The organism is Enterobacter cloacae complex sp. GYL001 (assembly GCF_049237125.1).
Classification (GTDB): Bacteria; Pseudomonadota; Gammaproteobacteria; order Enterobacterales; family Enterobacteriaceae; genus Enterobacter; species Enterobacter hormaechei_C.
Window position 1 is genome coordinate 138,419 of sequence record NZ_JBMKGW010000009.1, and the last position, 23,034, is coordinate 161,452.

23 protein-coding genes are annotated in these 23,034 nt (G+C 58.4%); 10 read left to right on the forward strand and 13 right to left on the reverse strand.

The annotated features are described in order from the left end of the window. The 5 genes from ACOTWU_RS16515 to acpT are packed head-to-tail and all read left to right on the forward strand — an operon-like array spanning nt 1 to nt 4,187. Nucleotides 1-1,167, forward strand: coding sequence for a beta-ketoacyl-[acyl-carrier-protein] synthase family protein (locus tag ACOTWU_RS16515; protein ID WP_017384110.1), 1,167 nt, complete (start codon nt 1-3; stop codon nt 1,165-1,167). Next, the gene (locus ACOTWU_RS16520; protein WP_252049366.1) at nt 1,164-1,640 is read left to right on the forward strand and encodes a 3-hydroxy-fatty acyl-ACP dehydratase; all 477 of its coding nucleotides are present in this window, start codon (nt 1,164-1,166) and stop codon (nt 1,638-1,640) included. The genes ACOTWU_RS16515 and ACOTWU_RS16520 overlap by 4 nt, the downstream gene beginning before the upstream one ends. After that, nucleotides 1,634-2,365 (forward strand): 3-ketoacyl-ACP reductase FabG2, encoded by a 732-nt coding sequence (locus ACOTWU_RS16525; RefSeq protein WP_026080665.1) that lies wholly within the window; start codon nt 1,634-1,636, stop codon nt 2,363-2,365. Before ACOTWU_RS16520 ends, ACOTWU_RS16525 begins: the two co-directional genes overlap by 7 nt. Next, on the forward strand, nt 2,362-3,591 hold the full coding sequence (locus tag ACOTWU_RS16530; RefSeq protein ID WP_017384107.1) for a beta-ketoacyl-ACP synthase: 1,230 nt from the start codon (nt 2,362-2,364) through the stop codon (nt 3,589-3,591). Before ACOTWU_RS16525 ends, ACOTWU_RS16530 begins: the two co-directional genes overlap by 4 nt. A gap of 2 nt (nt 3,592-3,593) precedes the next feature. Further along, the gene (acpT, locus tag ACOTWU_RS16535) at nt 3,594-4,187 is read left to right on the forward strand and encodes a 4'-phosphopantetheinyl transferase AcpT (RefSeq protein ID WP_017384106.1); all 594 of its coding nucleotides are present in this window, start codon (nt 3,594-3,596) and stop codon (nt 4,185-4,187) included. On the opposite strand, the gene arnF is transcribed toward acpT, so the two are convergent. The 8 genes from arnF to ACOTWU_RS16575 form a co-directional block, all read right to left on the reverse strand. Beyond that, on the reverse strand, nt 4,159-4,542 hold the full coding sequence (gene arnF / locus ACOTWU_RS16540; protein ID WP_017693827.1) for a 4-amino-4-deoxy-L-arabinose-phosphoundecaprenol flippase subunit ArnF: 384 nt from the start codon (nt 4,540-4,542) through the stop codon (nt 4,159-4,161). The two genes, acpT and arnF, sit on opposite strands and share 29 nt — an antisense overlap. After that, nucleotides 4,539-4,862 (reverse strand): 4-amino-4-deoxy-L-arabinose-phosphoundecaprenol flippase subunit ArnE, encoded by a 324-nt coding sequence (gene arnE / locus ACOTWU_RS16545; RefSeq protein ID WP_015571497.1) that lies wholly within the window; start codon nt 4,860-4,862, stop codon nt 4,539-4,541. Before arnE ends, arnF begins: the two co-directional genes overlap by 4 nt. Next, nucleotides 4,862-6,505: a lipid IV(A) 4-amino-4-deoxy-L-arabinosyltransferase gene (gene arnT, locus ACOTWU_RS16550; protein ID WP_126499061.1), complete on the reverse strand. Its 1,644-nt coding sequence runs from the start codon at nt 6,503-6,505 to the stop codon at nt 4,862-4,864. Before arnT ends, arnE begins: the two co-directional genes overlap by 1 nt. Beyond that, the gene (gene arnD, locus ACOTWU_RS16555) at nt 6,502-7,404 is read right to left on the reverse strand and encodes a 4-deoxy-4-formamido-L-arabinose-phosphoundecaprenol deformylase (protein ID WP_126499060.1); all 903 of its coding nucleotides are present in this window, start codon (nt 7,402-7,404) and stop codon (nt 6,502-6,504) included. Before arnD ends, arnT begins: the two co-directional genes overlap by 4 nt. Continuing rightward, a complete protein-coding gene (arnA, locus tag ACOTWU_RS16560; protein ID WP_040118199.1) occupies nt 7,401-9,383 on the reverse strand; it encodes a bifunctional UDP-4-amino-4-deoxy-L-arabinose formyltransferase/UDP-glucuronic acid oxidase ArnA in 1,983 nt (660 codons plus the stop codon). The genes arnD and arnA overlap by 4 nt, the downstream gene beginning before the upstream one ends. Next, on the reverse strand, nt 9,380-10,363 hold the full coding sequence (gene arnC / locus ACOTWU_RS16565; RefSeq protein WP_017693824.1) for an undecaprenyl-phosphate 4-deoxy-4-formamido-L-arabinose transferase: 984 nt from the start codon (nt 10,361-10,363) through the stop codon (nt 9,380-9,382). The genes arnA and arnC overlap by 4 nt, the downstream gene beginning before the upstream one ends. 1 nt (nt 10,364) lies before the next feature. After that, on the reverse strand, nt 10,365-11,504 hold the full coding sequence (arnB, locus tag ACOTWU_RS16570) for a UDP-4-amino-4-deoxy-L-arabinose aminotransferase (protein ID WP_039269554.1): 1,140 nt from the start codon (nt 11,502-11,504) through the stop codon (nt 10,365-10,367). Nucleotides 11,505-11,828: 324 nt separating this feature from the next. Then, on the reverse strand, nt 11,829-12,335 hold the full coding sequence (locus tag ACOTWU_RS16575) for a phenolic acid decarboxylase (protein ID WP_017384099.1): 507 nt from the start codon (nt 12,333-12,335) through the stop codon (nt 11,829-11,831). A gap of 99 nt (nt 12,336-12,434) precedes the next feature. On the opposite strand from ACOTWU_RS16575, the gene ACOTWU_RS16580 reads away from it, so the two are divergent. From ACOTWU_RS16580 to ACOTWU_RS16590, 3 genes are all read left to right on the forward strand, one after another. Continuing rightward, on the forward strand, nt 12,435-13,316 hold the full coding sequence (locus tag ACOTWU_RS16580; protein ID WP_032649778.1) for a LysR family transcriptional regulator: 882 nt from the start codon (nt 12,435-12,437) through the stop codon (nt 13,314-13,316). Between the two features lie 32 nt (nt 13,317-13,348). Then, the gene (locus ACOTWU_RS16585; protein WP_032649780.1) at nt 13,349-14,143 is read left to right on the forward strand and encodes an SDR family NAD(P)-dependent oxidoreductase; all 795 of its coding nucleotides are present in this window, start codon (nt 13,349-13,351) and stop codon (nt 14,141-14,143) included. A gap of 106 nt (nt 14,144-14,249) precedes the next feature. Beyond that, nucleotides 14,250-14,912: an HAD family hydrolase gene (locus tag ACOTWU_RS16590; RefSeq protein WP_003861228.1), complete on the forward strand. Its 663-nt coding sequence runs from the start codon at nt 14,250-14,252 to the stop codon at nt 14,910-14,912. A gap of 60 nt (nt 14,913-14,972) precedes the next feature. On the opposite strand, the gene ACOTWU_RS16595 is transcribed toward ACOTWU_RS16590, so the two are convergent. Together ACOTWU_RS16595 and ACOTWU_RS16600 are read right to left on the reverse strand one after the other, a co-directional pair. Then, nucleotides 14,973-15,998: a TerC/Alx family metal homeostasis membrane protein gene (locus ACOTWU_RS16595; RefSeq protein WP_015571505.1), complete on the reverse strand. Its 1,026-nt coding sequence runs from the start codon at nt 15,996-15,998 to the stop codon at nt 14,973-14,975. 87 nt (nt 15,999-16,085) lie between these two features. Beyond that, nucleotides 16,086-17,285: an NAD(P)/FAD-dependent oxidoreductase gene (locus tag ACOTWU_RS16600; RefSeq protein ID WP_017693820.1), complete on the reverse strand. Its 1,200-nt coding sequence runs from the start codon at nt 17,283-17,285 to the stop codon at nt 16,086-16,088. Nucleotides 17,286-17,513: 228 nt separating this feature from the next. Here ACOTWU_RS16600 and pitA point away from each other — a divergent pair, with 228 nt between their 5' ends. Beyond that, entirely contained in the window at nt 17,514-19,013 is a 1,500-nt protein-coding gene (pitA, locus tag ACOTWU_RS16605; protein ID WP_003861225.1) for an inorganic phosphate transporter PitA, read from the forward strand. A gap of 54 nt (nt 19,014-19,067) precedes the next feature. On the opposite strand, the gene uspB is transcribed toward pitA, so the two are convergent. Beyond that, nucleotides 19,068-19,403: a universal stress protein UspB gene (gene uspB, locus ACOTWU_RS16610; protein WP_003861224.1), complete on the reverse strand. Its 336-nt coding sequence runs from the start codon at nt 19,401-19,403 to the stop codon at nt 19,068-19,070. A 283-nt stretch (nt 19,404-19,686) separates the two neighbouring features. Here uspB and uspA point away from each other — a divergent pair, with 283 nt between their 5' ends. Beyond that, the gene (uspA, locus tag ACOTWU_RS16615; protein ID WP_003861223.1) at nt 19,687-20,124 is read left to right on the forward strand and encodes a universal stress protein UspA; all 438 of its coding nucleotides are present in this window, start codon (nt 19,687-19,689) and stop codon (nt 20,122-20,124) included. A 91-nt stretch (nt 20,125-20,215) separates the two neighbouring features. Here the strand turns inward: uspA and rsmJ are convergent, their stop codons facing one another. Beyond that, nucleotides 20,216-20,968: a 16S rRNA (guanine(1516)-N(2))-methyltransferase RsmJ gene (rsmJ, locus tag ACOTWU_RS16620; protein WP_169809164.1), complete on the reverse strand. Its 753-nt coding sequence runs from the start codon at nt 20,966-20,968 to the stop codon at nt 20,216-20,218. A gap of 7 nt (nt 20,969-20,975) precedes the next feature. Further along, nucleotides 20,976-23,018 (reverse strand): oligopeptidase A, encoded by a 2,043-nt coding sequence (gene prlC, locus ACOTWU_RS16625; RefSeq protein ID WP_126291718.1) that lies wholly within the window; start codon nt 23,016-23,018, stop codon nt 20,976-20,978. Nucleotides 23,019-23,034 lie beyond the last annotated feature (16 nt).

Consider the following 23,034-nt stretch of genomic DNA (forward strand, 5'->3'; position numbering starts at 1 on the left):
ATGATTTACCTTTCTGCCGTTGGCATGGTCAACGCACTCGGCAACTCGGCTGATGAAATAGCGGCGAACCTGATCGCTGGTGTGGCCCCCGGGATGCGCCAGCGTGCAGGCTGGCTACAGGGCTTACCCGAGGCCGTGCTGGGGGGCGTGGAGGGTGAACTTCCCCCTGTCCCCGAGTCTTTTTCTGCGCATCGCAGCCGCAACAACCAGCTGCTGCTGGCGGCGCTGGCGCAAATCCGGCCCGCCGTCGATGCGGCCATTGCGCGCGTGGGGCGCGACCGCGTGGCGGTTGTGCTGGGCACCAGCACCTCCGGGCTGGACGAGGGTGATGAGTACGTGCGCCGCGCGCAGAACGGCGAGAGCAGCCCGCAGTGGCAATATCCGCAGCAGGAGCTGGGCGATCCGTCGCGCTTTCTCGCCCGCTGGCTTGCGCTGGACGGCCCGGCGTATACCATCTCAACCGCCTGCTCCTCCAGCGCGCGGGCGATCGTCAGCGGTCGTCGCCTGATTGACGCCGGGCTGGTGGACGTCGCCATCGTCGGCGGGGCCGACAGCCTGAGCCGCATGCCGGTCAACGGCTTCAACAGCCTGGAGTCCTTCTCCCCAACCCTGTGCGAACCGTTTGGCCGCCACCGTCGGGGGATCACCATTGGCGAAGCGGCGGCACTGATGGTGCTGACCCGCGAGCCGGGCGAGGTTGCGCTCCTGGGCGCGGGGGAATCCAGCGATGCGTACCATATTTCCGCCCCGCATCCGCAGGGCGAAGGGGCGATCCGCGCCATCAACCAGGCGCTGAACGAGGCGGGTATGACGGCGGCGGACGTCGGTTATATCAACCTGCACGGCACCGCCACGCCGCTGAACGATCGCATTGAGGCGCAGGTGATCCACGATCTCTTTGGCGACCGCGTGCCGTGCAGCTCCACGAAACATCTTACCGGCCACACGCTGGGCGCAGCGGGGATCACCGAGGCCGCCCTGAGCTGGCTGATCCTGACCCGAGACCTGCCGCTGCCGCCGCAGGATTTTTCCCGCTACGCGCCAGACGACACCCTGCCCGCCTTCGGCCTGCTGCACCAGAGCGCACCGCTGAATAAACCGGCGATCCTGTCAAACTCCTTCGCGTTTGGCGGCAACAACGCCAGCCTTCTGCTGGGGAGGGTATGATGCGCTACTTACCTCCCGGGGATTATCTTCCTCACGACACGCCGATGCTGCTGCTTGAGAGCGTGGAAAACCTCACCGATGACCGCGCCGTTTGCAGCGTGACGGTGAACGATCGGGGCGTTCTGGCTCCGTTCCTGGACGCGGACGGCAACCTGCCTGGCTGGTTTGCACTGGAGCTGATGGCCCAGACCGTGGGCGTCTGGTCTGAATGGCACCGGATGCAAAAAGGGCTGCCGCACTGTGCGCTGGGCATGGTGCTGGGCGCGCGCGAGCTGGTGTGCGACGCAGGGCATTTTGCCGCAGGCAGCACGCTGATCATCACCATCGAACGTCTGATGCAGGATGAACGCTTTGGCAGCTTCGAGTGCACCATTCATGCGGATAGTGTCTCCCTCGCCACGGGCCGCGTGAACACCTTCCAGCCGAGCGAGGAAGAATTAACCACACTTTTCAACCAGGGAACACCATCATGAGATCCGTACTGGTCACCGGCGCCAGCAAAGGCATTGGCCGCGCTATCGCCCTTCAGCTTGCGGCGGACGGTTTCACCGTCGGCGTGCATTACCATCGTGATGAAGCGGGCGCGCAGGAGACGCTGGAAGCGATTGTCCAGGCAGGCGGCGCGGGCCGTTTACTCACCTTCGACGTGAGCAACCGCGAGCAGTGCCGCACGGTGCTGGAACAGGAGATCGCTGACCACGGCGCGTGGTATGGCGTGGTCAGTAACGCCGGTATTACCCGCGACGGTGCTTTTCCGGCGCTCAGCGACGATGACTGGGACAGCGTGATCCACACCAATCTCGACAGTTTTTATAACGTCATTCATCCCTGCATTATGCCGATGATCGGCACCCGCAAGGGCGGGCGGATCATCACCCTGTCGTCGGTGTCAGGCATTATGGGCAACCGTGGGCAGGTGAACTACAGCGCGGCGAAAGCCGGGATCATCGGCGCCACCAAAGCGCTCGCCACCGAGCTGGCAAAACGCAAAATCACCGTCAACTGCATCGCGCCGGGGCTGATCGATACCGGCATGATCGAGATGGACGAAGCCGCACTGCACGCGGCGATGTCGATGATCCCGATGCAGCGTATGGGCCAGGCCGAGGAGGTCGCCGGGCTGGCGAGTTACCTGATGTCGGATAAAGCAGGCTATGTGACGCGTCAGGTGATTTCGATTAACGGAGGCATGCTATGACCCGCCGGGTAGTGATTACGGGCATGGGCGGCGTCACCGCGTTCGGCGAGGACTGGCCGACCATCTCGCGCCGTCTGCGCGAGTATGAAAATGCGGTGCGTACCATGACGGAGTGGCAGGCGTATGACGGCCTGCAAACCCTGCTCGCCGCGCCGATTGAAGATTTCACTCTCCCCGCTCACTATACCCGTAAGCGCATTCGCGCCATGGGCCGGGTGTCGCTGCTCTCTACCCGCGCCACCGAGCTGGCGCTGGAGCAGGCGGGACTGATCGACGACGCGGTGCTGACCAACGGTCAGACCGGCATCGCCTACGGCTCGTCGACCGGCAGCACCGGGCCGGTCAGCGAGTTTGCCTCTATGCTCACCGAAAAGCACACCCACAACATCACCGGCACCACCTACGTGCAGATGATGCCGCACACCACGGCGGTGAATACCGGGCTGTTCTTTGGCCTGCGCGGACGGGTGATCCCCACCTCGAGCGCCTGTACCTCTGGCAGCCAGGCGATTGGCTACGCCTGGGAAGCGATTCGTCACGGCTACCAGACGGTGATGGTGGCAGGCGGCGCGGAAGAGCTGTGCCCGTCGGAAGCGGCGGTTTTCGATACCCTGTTTGCCACCAGCCAGCGTAACGACGCGCCAAAAACCACGCCGTCGCCGTTTGACGTTCAGCGCGATGGCCTGGTGATTGGCGAAGGGGCGGGCACGCTGGTGCTGGAAGCGCTGGATCACGCCAGAGCGCGCGGGGCGACAATCTATGGCGAGATCGTGGGCTTTGCCACTAACTGCGATGCGGCGCACATCACCCAGCCCCAGCGTGAAACCATGCAGGTGTGTATGGCGCAGTCGCTGGCGATGGCGGGCCTTGGCCCTCAGGAGATTGGTTATATTTCTGCCCACGGCACGGCAACCGATCGCGGGGACATCGCCGAGAGTCAGGCGACCGCCGCCATTTTCGGCGACAGCGTGCCCATTTCATCCTTAAAGAGTTATTTCGGCCATACCCTGGGCGCCTGCGGCGCGCTGGAAGCCTTGCTGAGTCTGCACATGATGCGGGAGGGCTGGTTCACGCCAACGCTCAATTTAAGACAACCGGATGAGCAATGCGGCGCTTTAGATTATATTATGGGGGAAACCCGCCCGATTGATTGCGAATTTATTCAGAGCAATAACTTTGCCTTTGGCGGCATCAATACCTCGATAATCATTAAACGCTGGGCGTAACTATGTACCAGTTTGTACTGGGAAAGATCTCCACCCTTAGCGCGGACCCGCTGGCGTCAACGCTCGCAGACATGGCACCTCAGGGTGCACGACACGCTTCCTGGCTTGCAGGCCGGACGCTGCTCGCCAGAACCTTATCCCCCTCACCGCTTCCCGAGATAATTTACGGCGAGCAGGGAAAACCGGCCTTCGCTAACGGCCATCCTCTGTGGTTTAACCTGAGCCACAGCGGGGACGACATTGCCCTGCTGATGAGCGATGAAGGTGAAGTGGGCTGCGATATCGAAGTGATCCGCCCGCGGGAAAACTGGCAGGCGCTGGCGAATGCCGTTTTCAGCCTCACCGAACATGACGAGCTGGAACGTGAAGCGCCGGAAGAGCAGCTTTCCGCATTCTGGCGCATCTGGACGCGCAAAGAGGCGATCGTCAAACAGCGTGGCGGCAGCGCGTGGCAGATTGTCAGTATTGACAGCACCGCCCAGCCCCTCCCGGTCAGTCAGCTACGCTTCGGCTCGCTGAGCCTGGCGGTCTGTACCCCTACGCCTTTCACCTTAACGGCGGAAGCGGTTACTTACTCCGGTATTTCTGCGGCATAAAAATGACCAGCACGCCGAGAATAATCAAGCCGACGCCCGCCAGCCCGCGCCAGGAAAAGTATTCTCCCCAGCCGGGCAGTAAAATTGCAGCACTCCACACCAGGATGTAACTGAGGCTCAGCAAGGCATACGCTTTGCTGAGCGCCATACGATGCAATGCCAGATACCAGCAGCCCATTGAGGCGCAATAGCCTGTCAGCCCCAGCATCAGCGCGCCCGTACCGGGGGCTATATGCCAGAGGGCTGCCCAGAAAGCGTCGCTCATCGGGGGCAGCGTCACCATCGCATGACGCAGCAGCAGCTGCGCCACGCTGACTAACACTACGCTGCATAACGCCCAACACGCACCGTTCACAGGCTTCCTCCCAGCAAAATAACCCCGACGATAATCAACCCGACGCCCAGCCAGTGACGTAGCGGGACAGGCTCATGCCAGACGATTTTTGCCGCCAGCGTTACCCAGACAAAGTTAAGGCTCAGCATGGGGTACGCCACCCCGACGGGCAGATGCTGCAATACCACCAGCCAGGCAACCATCCCGCCACCCAGCATCAGCAGGGCCAGCCCAAGCCACAGGGCGACCTGCTGACCGCCGCCTGCCCGGGTCGCCTGTTTCTGGCACAGTTGACCTGCGCAGCTCAACAGGCTTGCCAGCACCAGCCAGATCCAGGCCATCACTGCGGCAGATATTGCAGGTAAGCCAGACGCCCCTGAATCGTCAGGTTGTCCGGTTTTGGCAGCCCGGCGCGGGCCAGGTCGTCGTTTTTCGACAGCAGGATCACCAGCGACACCGGTCCCTGCTGACGATGCGCTTCAAGCCAGTGCGCGATATCATCTTTGCTCACAAAACGCCCCTTAGCGTCCGGATAATCCAGGCCGTATTTCAGCTCACCGCTCTGCCCATACAAAATGATGTCATTACGCTGAAGCTCCCACGCCAGCCCGGAGGCTATACCAACGTTGTTCGCCAGGACGAATTTACTCATCTGTAATGGCTCGCGAACGGAATCCACCAGCGACTGCGGCTGTTTGGAATCCACTACCCGGTCCGGGATCGCAAAACCCACCAGCAGGGCCAGCCCGGCAGGGCAAAGCGCCGCCAGCCACCAGCGCTGCGGATTTTTAAGGGTAAACCAGCCCACCGAGGCCCAGACCAGAAACGCCACCACGGCACAGAAGACTTTGTACAATTCGACCGGTGTCCAGACCGGATGTTTGGCAAGCCCCCATGGCGATACCACCAGCGCTGCCACCACACCAAGCACACCAAACACGATGTTGATCCCACCGTTGATACGTAACGCTTTTTCAGCGACGGTGCAGGCGTAGCGCGCCATCAGGATCGCCAGCGGCGCAAAGCACGGCAGGATATAGGTCGGCAGCTTGCCTTTGGCGATGCTGAAGAACAGCAGCGGCATCACGATCCAGCCCAGCAGATAAAGCCCCGCCCTCTCGTTTTCTCTGTCTCGCCATCCCAGGCGCAGCGAGCCCGGCAGCATCGCCAGCCACGGCAGACTTCCCGCGATGAGGAACGGCAGATAGTACCAGAACGGCGCTTTATGCTGGGCATCGCTCCGGGCAAAGCGCTGGATATGCTCCACCCAGAAGAAGTAACGCCAGAAATCGGGTTCACGCTGAGCGATTGCCAGCCCCCAGGGCAGGACGATAAGTACGCAGCTGAGGATCGCCAGCCAGCCGAAAACCAGCACCTCCTTCCAGCGTCGTTGCGCAATCACCCACGGCAGCACGCCAATCACCGGTACCGCCAGCGCCAGGAAGCCTTTGGTCATGACGCCCATGCCGCAGGCCAGCCCCAGCAGAATGTAGCCCCCCGCTTTTCCGGCTATCATTTTCGCCTGCGAAGCCAGCCAGAAGCTGCACATAGCCGCCACCAGCCAGAGGGTGATAATGGGATCCAGCACGGCGTAGGTGCCGATGCCATAGACCAGGAACAGGGTTAAGAAGATCAGGCCGGAGAAGATCGCCACCCGCTTATCCTGCCAGAGACGCCAGGCCAGCCAGATCACCAGCAGCGCCGTCAGCCCGGTGCAGAATATCGCCCCCGCGCGAACGGCAAAATTGGTGTGTCCAAATAGCCATTGCCCGATGCTGTTCACCCAGTAACCGGCAATGGGTTTTTCAAAGTAACGCAGCCCGAGGAAATGCGGGACCACCCAATCGCCGGAGGCCAGCATTTCGCGGCTGATTTCCGCATAGCGCGTCTCATCTGGCTGCCATAACAGGCGAAGGTTGACCGGAAGGAGGTAGTAAACGACAAACAGGGCGAGAAGCGTCAGGCCATAGCGGGCTGTTTTCATAGTGCCGGGCTCACGGTTTGTTGATAGCCAAGCCAGCCTTCCCGGCCAGCCATTTCACGACGGACGATTTTTCCCAGGGGCAGCGTGCCAGGATCCTCCGGCAACAGCTGGCTTAACGGGCAGAACTGAATGCCCTCCTGCGCCGCCAGCGCAAGCAACGCGTCGAAATCCTGCTGATACGCAATGCCTTCCACTTCGGCATGGATGGTATAAACCGGCGTACCGGCATCGCGGTGCATCGCATCCAGAATGTAACGGTTAAACCTGTCGGCACTCACCTCGCGCCCGACCACTTCATCCCAAGTCGGAAGAGTGACCGGAATCTGCACCGTGCCGGTTCGGTTTTCCCCCAGCAGCGGTAAAAACGGTCCGGTGCCCCGGCAATCGCTGTTGTAGCGAAAGGCAAAGTGTTCTTTGGCCTTCACCACGCGCTGGTCGGCCCGCCATCCCGCCACGGCGGAACAGCGCACAGGCTGGCCGGTAATGGCTTCCAGCTCCAGCACGCCGCGCTCAACCTCACGCGCCAGGCGGGGGATATCCCACACGCCCGCCCAGGCCTGCCAGGCATGGTGATCCCAGGCGTGCAGCCCCACTTCATGATGCTGCGCGGCCTTGCAGATGATCGCTTCATTTTCCGCGCCGATGCGCCTGCCGGGCCATGCGGTTCCGGCCAGCAGGATATCCCAGCCGTAGAGCGATGCCGCGCGCGAGCGCAGCATTTTGTACAGAAAGGCCGGTTTAACCAGGCGCCACAGATGACGCCCCATGTTGTCTGGCCCGACGCTGAAGAAAAGCGTCGCGCGCACGTCGTGCTTGCTCAGCAGTTCCAGCAGCCGCGGCACACCCTCACGCGTGCCGCGAAAGGTGTCGACGTCAATGCGTAAACCGACCTTTTTCATGATGCCTGTTCCGACAGCTCCACGGTGCGCAGGAAGAAGTCGAGCGTTTCATCAATGGTCTGCTCCATCTTCACCGTCGGCGTCCAGTTCAGGCAGCGCTTCGCATTGCGGATGCTCGGCTTGCGGTGCTCAACGTCCTGATAACCCTTGCCGTAGTAGCTGCTGCTCTCCACTTCGCGGAAACCGGCAAACGGCGGGAACTGGCTGCGCAGCGGGTGACGTTCAAAGCTTGCCAGCAGCATTTCCGCCAGCTCGCGGATGCTCGCTTCGTTGTCCGGGTTACCGATGTTGATGATCTCTCCGTTACAGCGGCCGTCTTTGTTTTCGATGATGCGGAACAGCGCTTCAATACCGTCGCTGATATCGGTGAAGCAACGTTTCTGTTTGCCACCTTCAATCAGCTTAATGGGCGAACCTTCCACCAGGTTGAGGATCAGCTGGGTGATAGCGCGGGAGCTGCCGATACGCGCGGCGTTCAGGTTGTCCAGGCGCGGCCCCATCCAGTTAAACGGGCGGAACAGGGTAAAGCGTAGCCCCTCTTTCTCACCGTATGCCCAGATCACGCGGTCCAGCAGCTGTTTGGAGACGGAGTAGATCCAGCGCTGCTTGTTAATCGGCCCGACCACCAGACTGGAGGTGTCTTCATCGAAGTTATTGTCGGTACACATGCCGTACACTTCCGACGTCGACGGGAAGATGATGCGCTTATCGTATTTCACGCAGTCGCGGATAATCTTCAGGTTCTCTTCGAAATCGAGTTCGAACACGCGCAGCGGGTTACGGGTGTATTCAATCGGGGTGGCAATCGCCACCAGCGGCAGCACCACGTCACATTTTTTGATGTGGTACTCGATCCATTCGGAATGGATGCTGATGTCCCCTTCAACGAAGTGGAAACGGGGATTAGTGAGGAATCGACCGATCGCATCGGATCCGATATCGAGACCGTAGATCTCGTAATTGTCGTCTTCCAGCAGCCGTTCGGTCAGATGGTTACCGATAAACCCGTTCACGCCGAGGATTAAGACGCGCGTGCGGCGTTTGATCGCCACCACCGGCGCGCTGGTGATCAGCGCCCCCGCCACCAGCCCAAGAGACTGCGCCAGCTGCGCCCCCTGCACGTACAGCCCGTTATCCGTTTGTCCGGTGACGATCTCCAGCGCCTGCTCGCCGCAGCTCACAATCAGCGGAGAGACGGAGATGACGGTGCCCGGTTTTGCCGCCGGAATGTCCTCACGCATGCGGGATTTCCAGACGATAAATTTACTGACCCCGGCGAAGCTGTACGCGCCCGGCCACGGGTCGGTCACGGCGCGCACCAGGTTATGCAGCTGACGCGCCGGTTTCGCCCAGTCCAGTCGCCCGTCCTCCGGCGTGCGGCGACCAAAACTGCTTGCCTTGCTTTCGTCCTGCGCGGTTTCGGTAAAAGTCCCCTGACGGATCGTCGGCAGCGCGTCGCGAAGCAGGCTTTGCGCGGCGATGCAGAGCTTGTGGTGCAGCTCCAGCGCCGTTTCATCAGCGCCAATGCCCACTTTCAGCTGTGCCACGATACCGCCCGCATCGGCACGGCGTACCATTTTGTGCAGCGTTACGCCGGTTTCCATTTCACCGTTAACCAGCGCCCAGTTCAGCGGCGCACGGCCACGGTAGGCAGGCAGCAGCGAGCCGTGCAGGTTAAATGCGCCTTTTGTCGCCACGCTCAGGATGTCGTCGCAAAGCAGATTGCGGTAGTAGAAAGAGAAAATCACGTCCGGCGCAAGCTTCTGAATACGATCCACCCACAGCGGATGGTTCACATCGTCCGGGGCGTAAACCGGAATACCGTGTTCAGCCGCAATACGCGCCACCGAGCCGAAGAAGTGGTTTTCCCCGGCAACATCCGGATGGGTGAAGATGGCGGTAATGTCGAAGCCTGCGTCCAGCAAGGCTTGCGTGCCCGTGCAACCCATATCGTGATAGGCAAAGACGACGGTTTTCATGGGTGGTTTTCCTCTTGAGATGCCAGGTGCTCCTGACGGACAACACGTTGAATAAAATAGCGCGGACGCGCGCGAACATCGTTGTAAATACGGCCAATGTACTCACCCAGCAGACCCATACCGATGAACTGGGCGCCAATGAACGTGAACAGCACGGCAAACAGCATAAAGACCCCTTCCGCCGCCCACTGGGGACCAAAGACCAGCCGCAGAACGACCAGCAGAACGGAAAGCGCAAACCCGGCCAGCGCGATAACGCTGCCGAACACGCTCAACAGGCGCAGTGGCGTGGTGGTCAGGCAGGTGATCAGGTCGTACATCAGGTTGATGAGACGCATGAAGCTGTATTTTGACTCCCCGTGCTCGCGCTCGGCGTGCAGCACCGGGATCTCCGTCGCTTTACGGGCAAAGGTGTTCGCCAGAATCGGAATGAAGGTGCTGCGCTCGTGGCAGTGCAGCATGGCGTCGACGATGTGGCGGCGATAGGCGCGCAGCATGCAGCCGTAGTCGCCCATCGCTTTACCGGTGGTGCGCTGGATCAGACGGTTGATGGTGCGAGACGCCAGCTTACGGAACAGGCTGTCCTGGCGGTTTTGCCGCACGGTGCCGACCACGTCGTAGCCTTCGTCGGCTTTGGCGACCAGACGCGGGATCTCTTCCGGCGGGTTTTGCAGATCAGCATCCAGGGTAATCACCAGATCGCCCGTAACGTGGCTGAACCCGGCCATGATTGCCGAGTGCTGGCCGTAGTTACGGTTGAGCAGTACGGCAACAATGTGGCTGCCCTCCGCTTGCGCGGCGTCGGTCAGCATCCGCGCGGAGTCGTCGCTGCTGCCGTCGTCAACCAGCAGAATTTCATAAGCTTTGCCGAGCGTCTCGCAGGCGGCAGTCGTGCGGCGGATGAGTTCCGGCAGGCTCTCCTGCTCGTTATAGACCGGGATCACCACGGAAACTTTTTGTACAGGCGGCGCACTGAACATATCAATGTCCTGCAAGCTGATGGAGCGCGGTAATGACGCGGGTTGTGTCGTCATGGGTCATGTCCGGGAAAAGAGGGAGAGAACAAATACGCGCGCTGTTCCATTCAGAGTTCGGAAGCGACACATCAGGGAAACGCTCGCGGTAGTATTTTTGCGTATGTGCCGCACGGAAATGCAGGCCCGTACCGATGCCCTGCTCCTTCAGCGCGGCCATCAGGGCATCACGCGAGAGGCCGCACCGGGCCTCATCCACGCGAATGATAAACAGGTGCCAGGCGTGCAGATGCGGCCAGGACGGAATGCGCAGCGGCTGGAAAGGGGTATCCGAGAGTTCAAGCAGGTAGCGGTCGGCAATGTCGCGACGGCGCCTGTTGGCTTCGCCCAGCTTGCCGAGCTGCACCAGCGCCAGCGCGGCGTTGATATCCGCGAGGTTGTATTTAAAACCCGGGGTGATGACCTCGGCCTGCGGCGCGCGGCCATGGGTCTGGCGGTCATAGGCATCAACGCCCAGACCGTGGAACTTCAGGCTACGGATGTTTTGCGCCAGCTGCTCGTCATCCGTCACCACCAGCCCACCTTCGGCGCAGGTCATGTTTTTGATGGCGTGGAAGGAGAATATTGCGGTGCCCCGCCAGCCTACATGACGGCTGTGGTAGTACGTTCCGGCGGCATGGGCCGCGTCTTCAATGACAGGAATACCGTGACGTTCACCGACGGCGCGGATGGCGTCAATATCGCACGGCGCACCCGCATAATGAACCGGCACAATGGCTTTGGTGCGAGGCGTAACGGCGGCGTCGACCGCTTCAGGCGTCACCATCAGCGTGTCTCTGTCGACGTCGATCATCACCGGTATGGCACCCAGCAGCACGATCATATTCAGCGTCGATACCCAGGTCAGGGAGGGCGTAATCACCTCATCGCCGGGACCAATCCCCATCGCCATCAGGGTGACGTGCATCCCCGCCGTGGCAGAGGAGACGGCAATCGCATGACGGTTTCCCGTAAGCGTACAGAACGCCTCTTCAAGCATCTGATTTTTCGGCCCGGTGGTGATCCAGCCGGAGGTTACTACCTCCTGTACCGCGGCGATTTCCTCCGCGCCCATTGAGGGCCGGGAAAAAGGCAAAAAATCACGCATTATTAATTTCCTTGAGTTATGCATGGCAACTTTTTGATATTAACCAAATGCCGATGCGTTTATTTCAACGAACCATAAACTCATCTCAAGGTAACGTTCATTTCTTAGGAAAAAATTAAGATGGTGATAAAAAGGAGGAATGAATTGATATAAATTCATTATTAAACAATAGGTTAAGTAATTATGGATTATTTATTATGTGATTCCGCTCACCGTATTAAAGTCAATTATCTAAACCAAACATCAACAAATAAAAAAATCCCCGACCATTTCCAATAAATATGAAATGAGTCGGGAACTTTTCTTTTTAGTTAATTGTCGCGCTTATTTTAAATTATCAGGAAAGTTTTTTGGCAACTCGCTGGCCGCGCACGCAATAACGCTATCGTCATTCGCACCGCAGTCGCGCACGAAGGTGATGGTGGCAAATTCATCAATCACTTCGGTTGGATACGCTGGCCCGGCATCACGGTAGCTATTCATCAGTGGAATGTGATCGTTCTGGAAGCAGACGGTTTTTTCCGGATTATTCATGACCCAGCGCGGGAAGAAGATGGTGCCGTGGAACAGGCTGTCGCCCAGGTTCACGATCAGGCTCACGTCGGTACCGGTTGGCTCCGTCCAGGAAATTTTATAGATGCTCTCCCCAACGCGAACAATGTAGGCCTGCTGATCTTTCACCCAACGGTTGCCCACCAGACCGCTGTGAATACGGTAGTCCAGGGTGTTTTCGTTTTTAACGTAAATTTCGTAATTCCAGCCATTATCGTAGGTATATACCAGATGTTTGCCGACGAAGCCGCTTAAATCATGTTTATCGAAGGTGCTCATACGATGTCTCCTTTGTTTTGATGAGACGATCGTACCCCTTCAAAAAATGAATAAATAACGCTATGTTTGAATCAAATTCATCCAAAATTTAGATTAATTATGCACAAGACGACGCTCGAACAGTGGGCCTTGCTGGAGAGAGTCATCGAGGCTGGCAGCTTCGCTAAGGCGGCGGAAGAGACCCACCGCAGCCAGTCCTCGGTCAGCTATAACCTGTCGCTGTTGCAGGAGCGGCTGGGCGTGGCGCTCCTGATGACAGAGGGACGGCGTGCCGTGCTGACACCGGCGGGTGAGCTGTTGCTGAATCAGGTTAAACCGCTGCTGAAAGCCTTCGCCTATGTTGAAACGCGCGCTGCGACCCTGCGCAGCGGGATGCGAACCCGTATCGACCTGATGGTAGACAGTATTTTTCCGCGCAGCCGGCTGTTCGCGATTTTGCGCCAGTTTCAGCAGCTGTACCCGCAAACGCAGGTGCGGCTTACCGAGGTGCTGGAAAACAGCCGCGCGGATGCGCTCAATGATGAAGCCGACGTGATGGTCTTAACCCGCCGCCAGGACATTACCGGCCTGGGCGAATGGCTGATGAATATCGATTTTGTTGCCGTCGCGCATCACGCTCACCCGCTGTTTGCGCTGGATACACCGCTTAACGACGAGATGCTACGACCGTGGCCGCGCATTCAGATCGCAGACAGCCAGCCCACCGCTCACCCCACCGGGGAGTCGTGGACCTTCTCCACCATCGATGCCGCGATCGAAGCGGTGATGTATCAGGTTGGATACGGCTGGTTACCGGAAGAACGCATTCAGACCCCGCTCCAGCAGGGCATCCTTAAAACGCTGCCGCTCAGCCACGGCGTACGTCGCGCCACGCCGCTGCACCTCATCGTCAAACGCTCCCTCAGCCCGCTGGACGAGCAGGTTGAGACGCTGTTGCGCCTTTTTAAACAGGAGCCGTCATCGTCAACTGCTACGCTTTAAGTTTTGAACCATAAGATGACAAGGAGCGAATGATGAAAATTGATTTAACGGGGAAAGTGGCGCTGGTGACCGCGTCCACCGGCGGTATTGGGTTTGCCATCGCCCGCGGGCTGGCGGAGAGCGGTGCGGAAGTGATCGTGAACGGGCGCAGCGTCGACTCGGTGAACAAAGGCATTCAGGCGCTACAGCAGGTGGTGCCGGGCGTACAGGTCCGTGCCGCCATCGCCGATCTGAGCTCGCAGGAGGGCGTTGACGAACTGCTCAGGGTCGCCACGCACGTCGATATTCTGGTGAATAACGCCGGGATCTATGGCCAGCAGGATTTTTATTCCACCGACGACGAGACCTGGGAACGCTACTGGCAGACCAACGTGATGTCCGGCGTGCGCCTCTCTCGTGCCCTGCTGCCCGGCATGGTACAAAAGGGCTGGGGTCGGGTAGTGTTTATCTCGTCAGAATCGGCCTGCAATATTCCTGCGGATATGATCCACTATGGCGTGACAAAAACCGCCCAGCTCTCGCTGGCGCGCGGTCTGGCGAAGTTCGTGGCAGGCAGTGGCGTGACGGTGAACAGCGTGCTGCCGGGCCCGACAATGTCGGACGGTTTTGCCGCGATGATGAAAGACGAGATCGAAAGAACCGGTAAATCGCTGGAACAGCTGGCGAAAGAGTTCGTGATGGCGAATCGCCCCAGCTCGGTGATCCAGCGCGCCGCCACGGTGGAAGAAGTGGCAAATATGGTGGTATATGTCTGTTCCATGCAGGCCTCCGCGACTTCCGGCGCGGCGCTGCGCGTTGACGGCGGCGTGGTGGATGACATTGTTTGACCCGTCAGGCCACAGGTTCAGGAAAAAATGCGACCTGATATAAGGACTGTGAAGGTAAAGCAGGTAAACTAGTGAACAGAATGTGTATTTCAGCTAAGACGTATTTATGACCAATATGATTGCCGACGAAGCCGTGGCGAAGTCCAGCGTGCTCTCTGTCTTTGACTTTGATGGTACGTTGACGCACCACGACAGTTTTATCCCGTTCCTGCGCTTTGCCTTTGGCAAGCGCTACTTTGCTGGCCGACTGGTGCGCATGGCCCTGCCTACGCTGCACTGTGTGCGCCGCAAGCTGACGCGAGATGAGCTGAAAGAGGTGTTGATCAAAACCTTCCTGACGGGGGTGGATGAGCACTGGTTACGTCAGCAGGCGGAAGCCTTCTGTGAAAAATACTGGAACAAGCTGATGCGCCCGGAAGGTGTGCTGGCCGTCGCCAACGAGGTCAATTCCGGTGCGGAAGTGACGATTTGCTCTGCTTCCCCGGCGCTGGTATTGCAGCCGTGGGCCGATAAGCTCGGCATTAAGCTGATTGGCACGCAGCTGGAAGTGAAAGACGGCAAGCTGACCGGGCGGATCACCGGCCACAACTGCCGTTGTGCCCAGAAGGTGGCGAGGCTGGAGAAGGTGTATGGGGATTTGAACGCGTATCACCTGCGCGCCTGGGGCGACACGCGTGGCGACCACGAGTTGCTGGCGGCGGCGCAGGATCCGCACTGGCGGCATTTTCATCATCCGAGCAAGCGCCGAAATTCACCAATTAAGGGTTAGGTGCGGCCCGGTGCCCTCACCCCGGCCCTCTCCCACAGGGAGAGGGAGAAAAGCGGTACATCAGGCCTCACGTTTTCCCGGGAACATCACGCTCGCAATAATCCCCAGCGCCAGTACCCCCAGCACCACAAACAGGCTTGCCGTGGCGCCGATGTTATAACCGTGATGCCAGAAGTGGTCGGTCGCATTCAGCCCCAGCTTGAACGCCACGAAGAACAGCAGTAACACCACCGCTTTCTCCAGATGCACCAGATACTGCTTCAGCGCTTCCAGCACGAAGTAGAGGGTACGCAGGCCGAGGATCGCGAACATCATTGCGCTGTAGATAATCAGCGGCTCACGGCTGACGGCGATGATTGCGGGTACGGAATCGAAGGCGAACATCACGTCGGACAGCTCCACCACCGCGACGCAGAGCAGCAGCGGCGTCGCGTAGCGCTTCGCCTTCTTCACGCGGCCTACCATCACATCCTTGTTTTCAGGTTTCTCCAGTTCGGCATCCACCTCTTTCTGGGTCAGGATAAACGCATGGCTGCTGATTTTTGGCCACACCGGGTAGAAGCGTTTCACCAGGCGGTACGCCAGATGGTTGGAGTAATCTTCTACTTCATCGCTCTCTTCATTGCGTTTCAGCATCATCACCGCCGTCCAGCCGACGACCAGCGCAAAAATGACCTCAACATACGGCCCCAGGCTCAGCAGGCTGGTGCCAATGGCAACAAAAATACCACGGAACACAATCGCCCCGAGCACGCCCCAGTAGAGCACGCGGTGACGATATCTATCCGGCACGCCAAACCAGGCGAAGATCGCCATCATCACAAACAGGTTGTCGACGGAGAGCACCTCTTCCAGCGCATAGCCGGTCAGGAACAGACTGGCCATCTCCGCGCCGTGGTGCACGTATAAGAATCCGGCGAAGGCCATCGCCATCATGACCCAGAAGATGGACCACATGACCGCGCTTTTCAGCGAGATCGGTTTATCGTGACGGTGCATGAAGAGGTCGATAAACATCGCCCCAACGGCCATCACCACGAAGACAACAACGGTTTCCGTCGGGAAACCGAGATGAGCAGCAGACATAGACAACCCTTTTAAGAAGACAAAACACCATGCACACAATAAAAAGCGTGGACCCGATAAGGACGCAGCACGCTAAAAAAATAAATATTAACCGTTCTTTTCAGCGAGTGCCTGCGCGCATGCCCAGGCACTGGCCCACGCCCACTGGAAGTTATACCCGCCGAGCCAGCCGGTCACGTCCATCACTTCACCAATGAAATAAAGACCCGGCACGTTGCGGGCTTCCATCGTGCGGGATGAGAGTTCGTTTGTATCCACGCCGCCCAGCGTCACTTCCGCCGTGCGGTAGCCTTCGGTGCCGTTTGGCTGTACGCGCCAGTTCGTCAGCGTCTCCACCAGCGTTTCCTGCTCGCGGCTGTTGAGCTGCTTGAGCGCAACATCCGGAATTTGCCCTAACACCTGCAAGCACTCCACGAGACGCTTCGGCAGCTGCATCGCCAGGGTATTTTTCAGGCTTTGATTCGGGTGCGCAGCGCGTTGCTCGTTAAGGAAGGCGTCCAGATCGCAGTCCGGCACCAGATTTACGGAGACAAACTCCCCCGGCTGCCAGTAGCTGGAGATCTGCAATACCGCCGGGCCCGAGAGTCCGCGATGGGTAAAGAGCAGATTTTCGCGGAACACCGTGCCGTCTTCGGCCGTAATGACCGACGGCACAGACACGCCGGAGAGCGTCTGAAGCTGTTCCAGCAGGGGCTTATGCAGCGTGAACGGTACCAGCCCGGCGCGGGTGGGCAGTACCTTCAGGCCAAACTGCTCGGCGATTTTATAGCCGAACGGTGAGGCGCCCAGACCCGGCATCGAGAGGCCGCCGCTGGCGATCACCAGGTTATCGGCGCTGACGGTTTCACCGTTGAGTTGCAGCGTGTAGCCCTCCTCGTCACGGGCGACGTCCAGCACTTCGGTGCGCAGGCGCATAACTACGCCGCCTTTTTCGCACTCGGCCACCAGCATATCGACAATTTGCTGCGCGGAGTCGTCGCAGAACAGCTGCCCCAGCGTCTTCTCATGCCACGCGATACCGTGTTTACCCACCAGCTCGATAAAATCCCACTGGGTGTAGCGCGCCAGCGCAGATTTGCAAAAATGACGGTTCTGGCTCAAATAGGCCGCAGGCTCGACATAAAGATTAGTAAAGTTGCATCGCCCGCCGCCAGACATCAGGATCTTGCGGCCAGGCTTTTTTCCGTTATCCAGCAGCAGCACGCGACGACCCGCTTGTCCGGCCATCGCCGCACAAAACATACCCGCCGCACCGGCGCCAATTACTACGGCATCAAACCTTTCCACGTCAAAATCCTCTTCGTTAACTGCCGCGGATTGTAAAGTTTCCTCAGTGGTCGCACCAGCGTAAAAAGATATTACAAAGCCATTTCATTGATATTTAAAGATTATCCTTTCAGGCACATTTCTCAAATCAGGTGGTATGTCAAAAAAAGTCTATATTTCACTTTGCCCGTTGCGCATTTGTCCTGGATAATGCGCCGCGTTCATGTCCTCAAAATGGCGTAACGTCCTATGCTACATTTGTTTGCCGGCCTGGATTTACATACCGGGCTTTTATTATTGCTTGCTCTGGTTTTTGTGCTGTTTTACGAAGCGATCAACGGCTTCCACGACACTGCAAACGCAGTAGCAACGGTTATCTACACTCGCGCAATGCGATCGCAGCTTGCGGTCGTGATGGCGGCGGTATTTAACTTTTTTGGTGTCCTCCTGGGCGGACTGAGCGTTGCGTATGCCATTGTGCATATGCTGCCAACGGATCTGCTGCTTAACGTGAGTTCCGGTCATGGCCTGGCCATGGTGTTCTCAATGCTGCTTGCTGCGATTATCTGGAACCTCGGTACCTGGTATTTCGGCCTGCCGGCATCCAGCTCTCACACCCTCATCGGCGCGATTATCGGTATCGGGTTAACCAATGCCCTGATGACCGGGACCTCCGTCGTTGATGCGCTGAATATCCCGAAAGTTCTCGGTATTTTCGGCTCTCTGATCATCTCCCCTATCGTCGGTCTGGTGGTGGCGGGTGGCTTGATTTTCATCCTGCGTCGCTACTGGAGCAACACGAAAAAACGTGCGCGTATCCATCTGACGCCAGCAGAGCGTGAGAAGAAAGACGGCAAGAAAAAGCCGCCGTTCTGGACGCGTATCGCGCTGATCATTTCCGCTATTGGCGTCGCCTTCTCTCATGGCGCGAACGATGGTCAGAAAGGTATCGGCCTGGTGATGCTGGTTCTAATTGGCGTCGCACCGGCGGGCTTCGTGGTTAACATGAACGCCTCCGGTTACGAAATCACCCGTACCCGTGATGCGGTAAACAACGTTGAGACTTACTTCCAGCAGCATCCTGATTTGCTGAAGAAAGCGACCGGCGTGGACCAGCTGATTCCTTCTCCGGAGTCAGGCGCAACGACGGCACCGGGCGAGTTCCATTGCCATCCGGCAAACGCGATTAACGCGCTGGAACGTGCGAAAGGCATGCTGGCCGATATCGAAAGCTATGACAAACTGGCTGTTGAACAGCGTGGTCAACTGCGTCGCATCATGCTCTGTATCTCCGACGTGACCGATAAAGTCGCGAAGCTGCCAGAGGTTAATGCTGACGACCAACGTCTGCTGAAGAAACTGAAAGGCGATATGCTCAACACCATTGAGTACGCGCCAATCTGGATCATCATGGCGGTCGCACTGGCGCTGGGTATCGGTACGATGATTGGCTGGCGTCGTGTGGCGACCACCATCGGTGAGAAGATCGGTAAGAAAGGCATGACCTATGCGCAGGGTATGTCCGCGCAGATGACGGCAGCGGTATCTATCGGTCTGGCGAGCTACACCGGTATGCCAGTCTCAACCACCCACGTACTCTCTTCGTCCGTGGCAGGTACCATGATTGTTGACGGCGGCGGTTTGCAGCGTAAAACCGTGACCAACATCCTGATGGCCTGGGTGTTCACCCTCCCGGCGTCCATCCTGCTGTCTGGCGGTCTGTACTGGATTTCGCTGAAGCTGATTTAATTGGCTGAAGGCGACAAAAAAGCGGGTCAGGAAACTGGCCCGCTTTTTTTATGCTCAGTGCCAAATCATCAGCGCAATCATACTCACCACAACCAGGCCACACAGGGCGCTGGTCAAAATGAACTGACGACGCAGGCGCTCGCAGCGACGGATAAACTCTTCATCGTGGTGATCGCGGTAGCGTTGGTAGTAGATATACCCCACCAGACGCATCTGCTTGCTGGGCTGTCCGTGCGAGGTGAAGAACCCTCCACCGTCCACATACTGATAAAGCAACGGATCGCAACCACGAAGTACCACTAACAGCGCACGTAACGATGAGAAGTAGCGCGCCATATTCACTATGCAAACCACGCATAACGCCCAAAACAATGCGACGGTGCTAATCATACATCCTCCCCGGCGTCCGCCCACGAAGCAAGGCTCCTGAGCTACCGCACCCCAATGCCCTGACAGACAGTTCAGTGAAAGAATGACCAAAAGTCGATCCGGTTCGCGTTTTAATATCCGAACGGCTCATTAAATAGTGTAGGAGATCCGTTAATTTTTTTGCCACAAGGTTAATCGTTATCAACACCAAAGCTTGAAAAATATGTTTAACTGGGCCGTAATGAAAGCATCAGACGACGGCTTTCCCATTTAGTCATCGATAACTTAAGGAAGGAGTAACACTATGGCTTACAAACACATTCTCATCGCGGTAGACCTCTCCCCGGAGAGTAAAGTGCTGGTTGATAAAGCAGTATCCATGGCACGTCCCTACAACGCGAAAGTTTCGCTGATTCACGTTGATGTGAATTACTCCGACCTCTACACCGGTCTGATCGACGTGAATCTCGGCGATATGCAGAAACGCATCTCCGAAGAGACTCACCACGCGCTGAGCGAGCTTTCTACCAACGCGGGCTATCCAATCACTGAAACCTTAAGCGGTAGTGGCGATCTGGGCCAGGTGCTGGTTGATGCGATTAAGAAATACGATATGGACCTGGTGGTATGCGGTCATCACCAGGACTTCTGGAGCAAGCTGATGTCTTCCGCGCGCCAGCTGATTAACACCGTACACGTGGATATGCTGATTGTTCCACTGCGTGACGAAGAAGACGAGTAAGTGCAAAAAAGCCCGGTGGCGCTAACGCTTACCGGGCCTACAAGCGGCACTGAATGTAGGCCGGGTAAGGCGAAGCCGCCACCCGGCTTTTTTATTCTGGCGTTCCCGAATAAATATCAAACCGATGCCCTTTCGTGGTCACCGCGTTAGTGGTCGCAACGTCCGCCAGCGGCGGCGCATAGTCCGGCCGCTTCACCACCACCCGCTTCGTCGCCAGCTGACGAGCCGGCTCCAGCAGGCCATCGGCATCTAAATCTGGCCCCACCAGAGACTGAAACACCCGCATCTCTTTCTTAACCAGCGCGCTTTTCTGCTTATGCGGGAACATGGGGTCGAGATAGACTACCTGCGGGCGCGGGGTGATATCGGTCAGCGCCGTCAGGCTGGAGGCATGAATAAGTTGCAAACGTTCCTGCAACCACGGGCCGATTTCCGGGTCCGTGTAGCCCCGCGTCAGCCCGTCGTCGAGCAGCGCGGCGACAACCGGATTACGCTCCAGCATCCGCACCCGACAGCCGACAGACGCCAGCACAAAGGCATCGCGCCCCAGCCCCGCCGTGGCATCCACCACGTCCGGCAGATAGCTGCCTTTAATGCCGACCGCTTTGGCCACCGCTTCACCGCGACCGCCGCCAAACTTACGCCGGTGCGCCATCGCGCCGCCGACAAAATCGACAAAAATCCCGCCAAGCTTTGGCTCATCGAGCTTGCGCAGCTCCAGATGTTCCGGCGTCATCACCAGCGCCATCAGGTTGTCTTCATCATGTTCCAGCCCCCAGCGGGCCGCCAGAACAGATAAGGCGCCGTCCCCGGCGCCTGTTTCATCTACTAAGCAGATCTTCACGTAGCAATCAGCCTTTGATTCCGTAATGCTCCAGCATCGCATCCAGCTGCGGCTCGCGGCCACGGAAGCGTTTGAACAGCTCCATAGGCTCTTCTGAACCGCCGCGCGTCAGGATGTTATCAAGGAACGACTGACCGGTTTCGCGGTTGAAAATCCCCTCTTCTTCGAAGCGCGAGAAGGCATCTGCCGCCAGCACGTCGGCCCACAGGTAGCTGTAGTAGCCTGCGGCGTACCCGCCTGCGAAGATATGGCTGAACGCGTGCGGGAAGCGTCCCCAGGTCGGGCCTGGAATAACCGCGACCTGCTTTTTAATCTCAGCCAGGGTTTCGAGGATTTTCGCCCCCTGCTCCGGGCTGAACTCGGCGTGCAGGCGGAAGTCGAACAGGCCGAACTCCAGCTGACGCAGGATGAACATCGCCGCCTGGTAGTTTTTCGCCGCCAGCATTTTATCCAGCAGTTCTTTCGGCAGCGGTTCGCCCGTTTCGTAATGGCCGGAGATAAATGCCAGCGCGTCCGGCTCCCAGCACCAGTTTTCCATAAACTGGCTTGGCAGCTCGACCGCATCCCATGGCACACCGCTGATACCGGCGACGCCAGCGGTTTCGATGCGGGTCAGCATGTGGTGCAGGCCGTGACCGAACTCGTGGAACAGGGTGATCACTTCATCGTGGGTAAACAGCGCAGGTTTGCCGCTCACCGGGCGGTTGAAGTTACAGGTCAGGTAGGCGACCGGTTTTTGCAGGGAACCATCCGCTTTACGCATCTGGCCCACGCAGTCGTCCATCCACGCCCCGCCACGTTTGTTTTCTCGCGCGTAAAGATCCAGATAGAAGCTGCCGCGCAGCTCGTTTTTCTCGTCATACAGCTCGAAGAAGCGCACGTCCGGATGCCAGACGTCGATGTCGGTACGCTCTTTCGCGGTAATGCCGTAGATGCGTTTCACCACCTCGAACAGGCCGTTAACGGCTTTGTTTTCCGGGAAGTACGGACGCAGCTGTTCGTCGCTGATGCTGTAGAGATGCTGTTTCTGTTTTTCGCTGTAGTACGCGATATCCCACGGCTGAAGCTCGTCCACGCCGAACTCCGCTTTCGCAAAGGCGCGCAGCTGAGCCAGTTCTTTTTCACCCTGAGGACGGGCGCGTTTCGCCAGATCGGTCAGGAAGTCGAGCACCTGCTGTGGGTTCTCAGCCATTTTGGTGGCGAGGGATTTATCCGCGTAGCTGCCGAAGCCCAGCAGCTGTGCCAGCTCGTGGCGCAGAGCGAGGATCTCCGCCATCACCGGGCTGTTGTCCCACTTACCGGCATTCGGCCCCTGATCGGAGGCGCGGGTGCTGTAGGCGCGGTACATCTCTTCGCGCAGGGCCTGGTTGTCGCAGTAGGTCATCACCGGCAGATAGCTTGGGATATCCAGCGTTAACAGGAAGCCTTCCTGCTCTTTCGCTTCGGCCTGGGCTTTTGCCGCCGCCAGCGCGCTTTCCGGCATACCCGCCAGTTCAGATTCATCGGTAATCAGCTTCGTCCAGCCCATGGTGGCGTCGAGGACGTTGTTGCTGTACTGGTTGCCCAGCTCGGACAGGCGCGCGGCGATTTCGCCGTAGCGAACCTGTTTTTCTTTTGGCAGGCCAATCCCGGACAGTTCGAAATCACGCAGGGCGTTATCGACCGATTTTTTCTGCGCCGTGTTCAGTTCGGCATAGTGGTCGCCGTCGCGCAGGTCGCGGTAGGCTTTGTAGAGCCCCTCATGCTGACCGACCCAGGTGCTGTACTCAGAGAGCAGCGGCAGGGTCTGTTCGTAGGCCTCACGCAGCTCCGGGCTGTTTTTCACCGAGTTCAGGTGACTCACCGGGGAGAAGATACGCCCCAGCACGTCGTCCACTTCGGCCAGCGGCTGACACAGATTTTCCCAGGTGTACGGCGCGCCCTGCGCGACCACGTTTTCTACCGCCGCACGGCAGTTGTTCAGCGACTGGGTAACGGCCGGAACCACATGCTCAGGGAGGATTTTAGAAAACGGTGGCAACGAAAAAGGCGTCAGTAATGGATTGGTCATAAACGCTGTCCTGTTG

Bases quoted from the DNA above. Each gene is read 5' to 3' on its own strand.
- ACOTWU_RS16515 (WP_017384110.1), top strand. From the start codon at position 1: ATGATTTACCTTTCTGCCGTTGGCATGGTCAACGCACTCGGCAACTCG.
- ACOTWU_RS16520 (WP_252049366.1), top strand. From the start codon at position 1,164: ATGATGCGCTACTTACCTCCCGGGGATTATCTTCCTCACGACACGCCG.
- ACOTWU_RS16530 (WP_017384107.1), top strand. From the start codon at position 2,362: ATGACCCGCCGGGTAGTGATTACGGGCATGGGCGGCGTCACCGCGTTC.
- acpT (WP_017384106.1), top strand. From the start codon at position 3,594: ATGTACCAGTTTGTACTGGGAAAGATCTCCACCCTTAGCGCGGACCCG.
- arnE (WP_015571497.1), bottom strand. From the start codon at position 4,862: ATGGCCTGGATCTGGCTGGTGCTGGCAAGCCTGTTGAGCTGCGCAGGT.
- arnT (WP_126499061.1), bottom strand. From the start codon at position 6,505: ATGAAAACAGCCCGCTATGGCCTGACGCTTCTCGCCCTGTTTGTCGTT.
- arnD (WP_126499060.1), bottom strand. From the start codon at position 7,404: ATGAAAAAGGTCGGTTTACGCATTGACGTCGACACCTTTCGCGGCACG.
- arnA (WP_040118199.1), bottom strand. From the start codon at position 9,383: ATGAAAACCGTCGTCTTTGCCTATCACGATATGGGTTGCACGGGCACG.
- arnC (WP_017693824.1), bottom strand. From the start codon at position 10,363: ATGTTCAGTGCGCCGCCTGTACAAAAAGTTTCCGTGGTGATCCCGGTC.
- arnB (WP_039269554.1), bottom strand. From the start codon at position 11,504: ATGCGTGATTTTTTGCCTTTTTCCCGGCCCTCAATGGGCGCGGAGGAA.
- ACOTWU_RS16575 (WP_017384099.1), bottom strand. From the start codon at position 12,335: ATGAGCACCTTCGATAAACATGATTTAAGCGGCTTCGTCGGCAAACAT.
- ACOTWU_RS16580 (WP_032649778.1), top strand. From the start codon at position 12,435: ATGCACAAGACGACGCTCGAACAGTGGGCCTTGCTGGAGAGAGTCATC.
- ACOTWU_RS16585 (WP_032649780.1), top strand. From the start codon at position 13,349: ATGAAAATTGATTTAACGGGGAAAGTGGCGCTGGTGACCGCGTCCACC.
- ACOTWU_RS16590 (WP_003861228.1), top strand. From the start codon at position 14,250: ATGACCAATATGATTGCCGACGAAGCCGTGGCGAAGTCCAGCGTGCTC.
- ACOTWU_RS16595 (WP_015571505.1), bottom strand. From the start codon at position 15,998: ATGTCTGCTGCTCATCTCGGTTTCCCGACGGAAACCGTTGTTGTCTTC.
- pitA (WP_003861225.1), top strand. From the start codon at position 17,514: ATGCTACATTTGTTTGCCGGCCTGGATTTACATACCGGGCTTTTATTA.
- uspB (WP_003861224.1), bottom strand. From the start codon at position 19,403: ATGATTAGCACCGTCGCATTGTTTTGGGCGTTATGCGTGGTTTGCATA.
- uspA (WP_003861223.1), top strand. From the start codon at position 19,687: ATGGCTTACAAACACATTCTCATCGCGGTAGACCTCTCCCCGGAGAGT.
- prlC (WP_126291718.1), bottom strand. From the start codon at position 23,018: ATGACCAATCCATTACTGACGCCTTTTTCGTTGCCACCGTTTTCTAAA.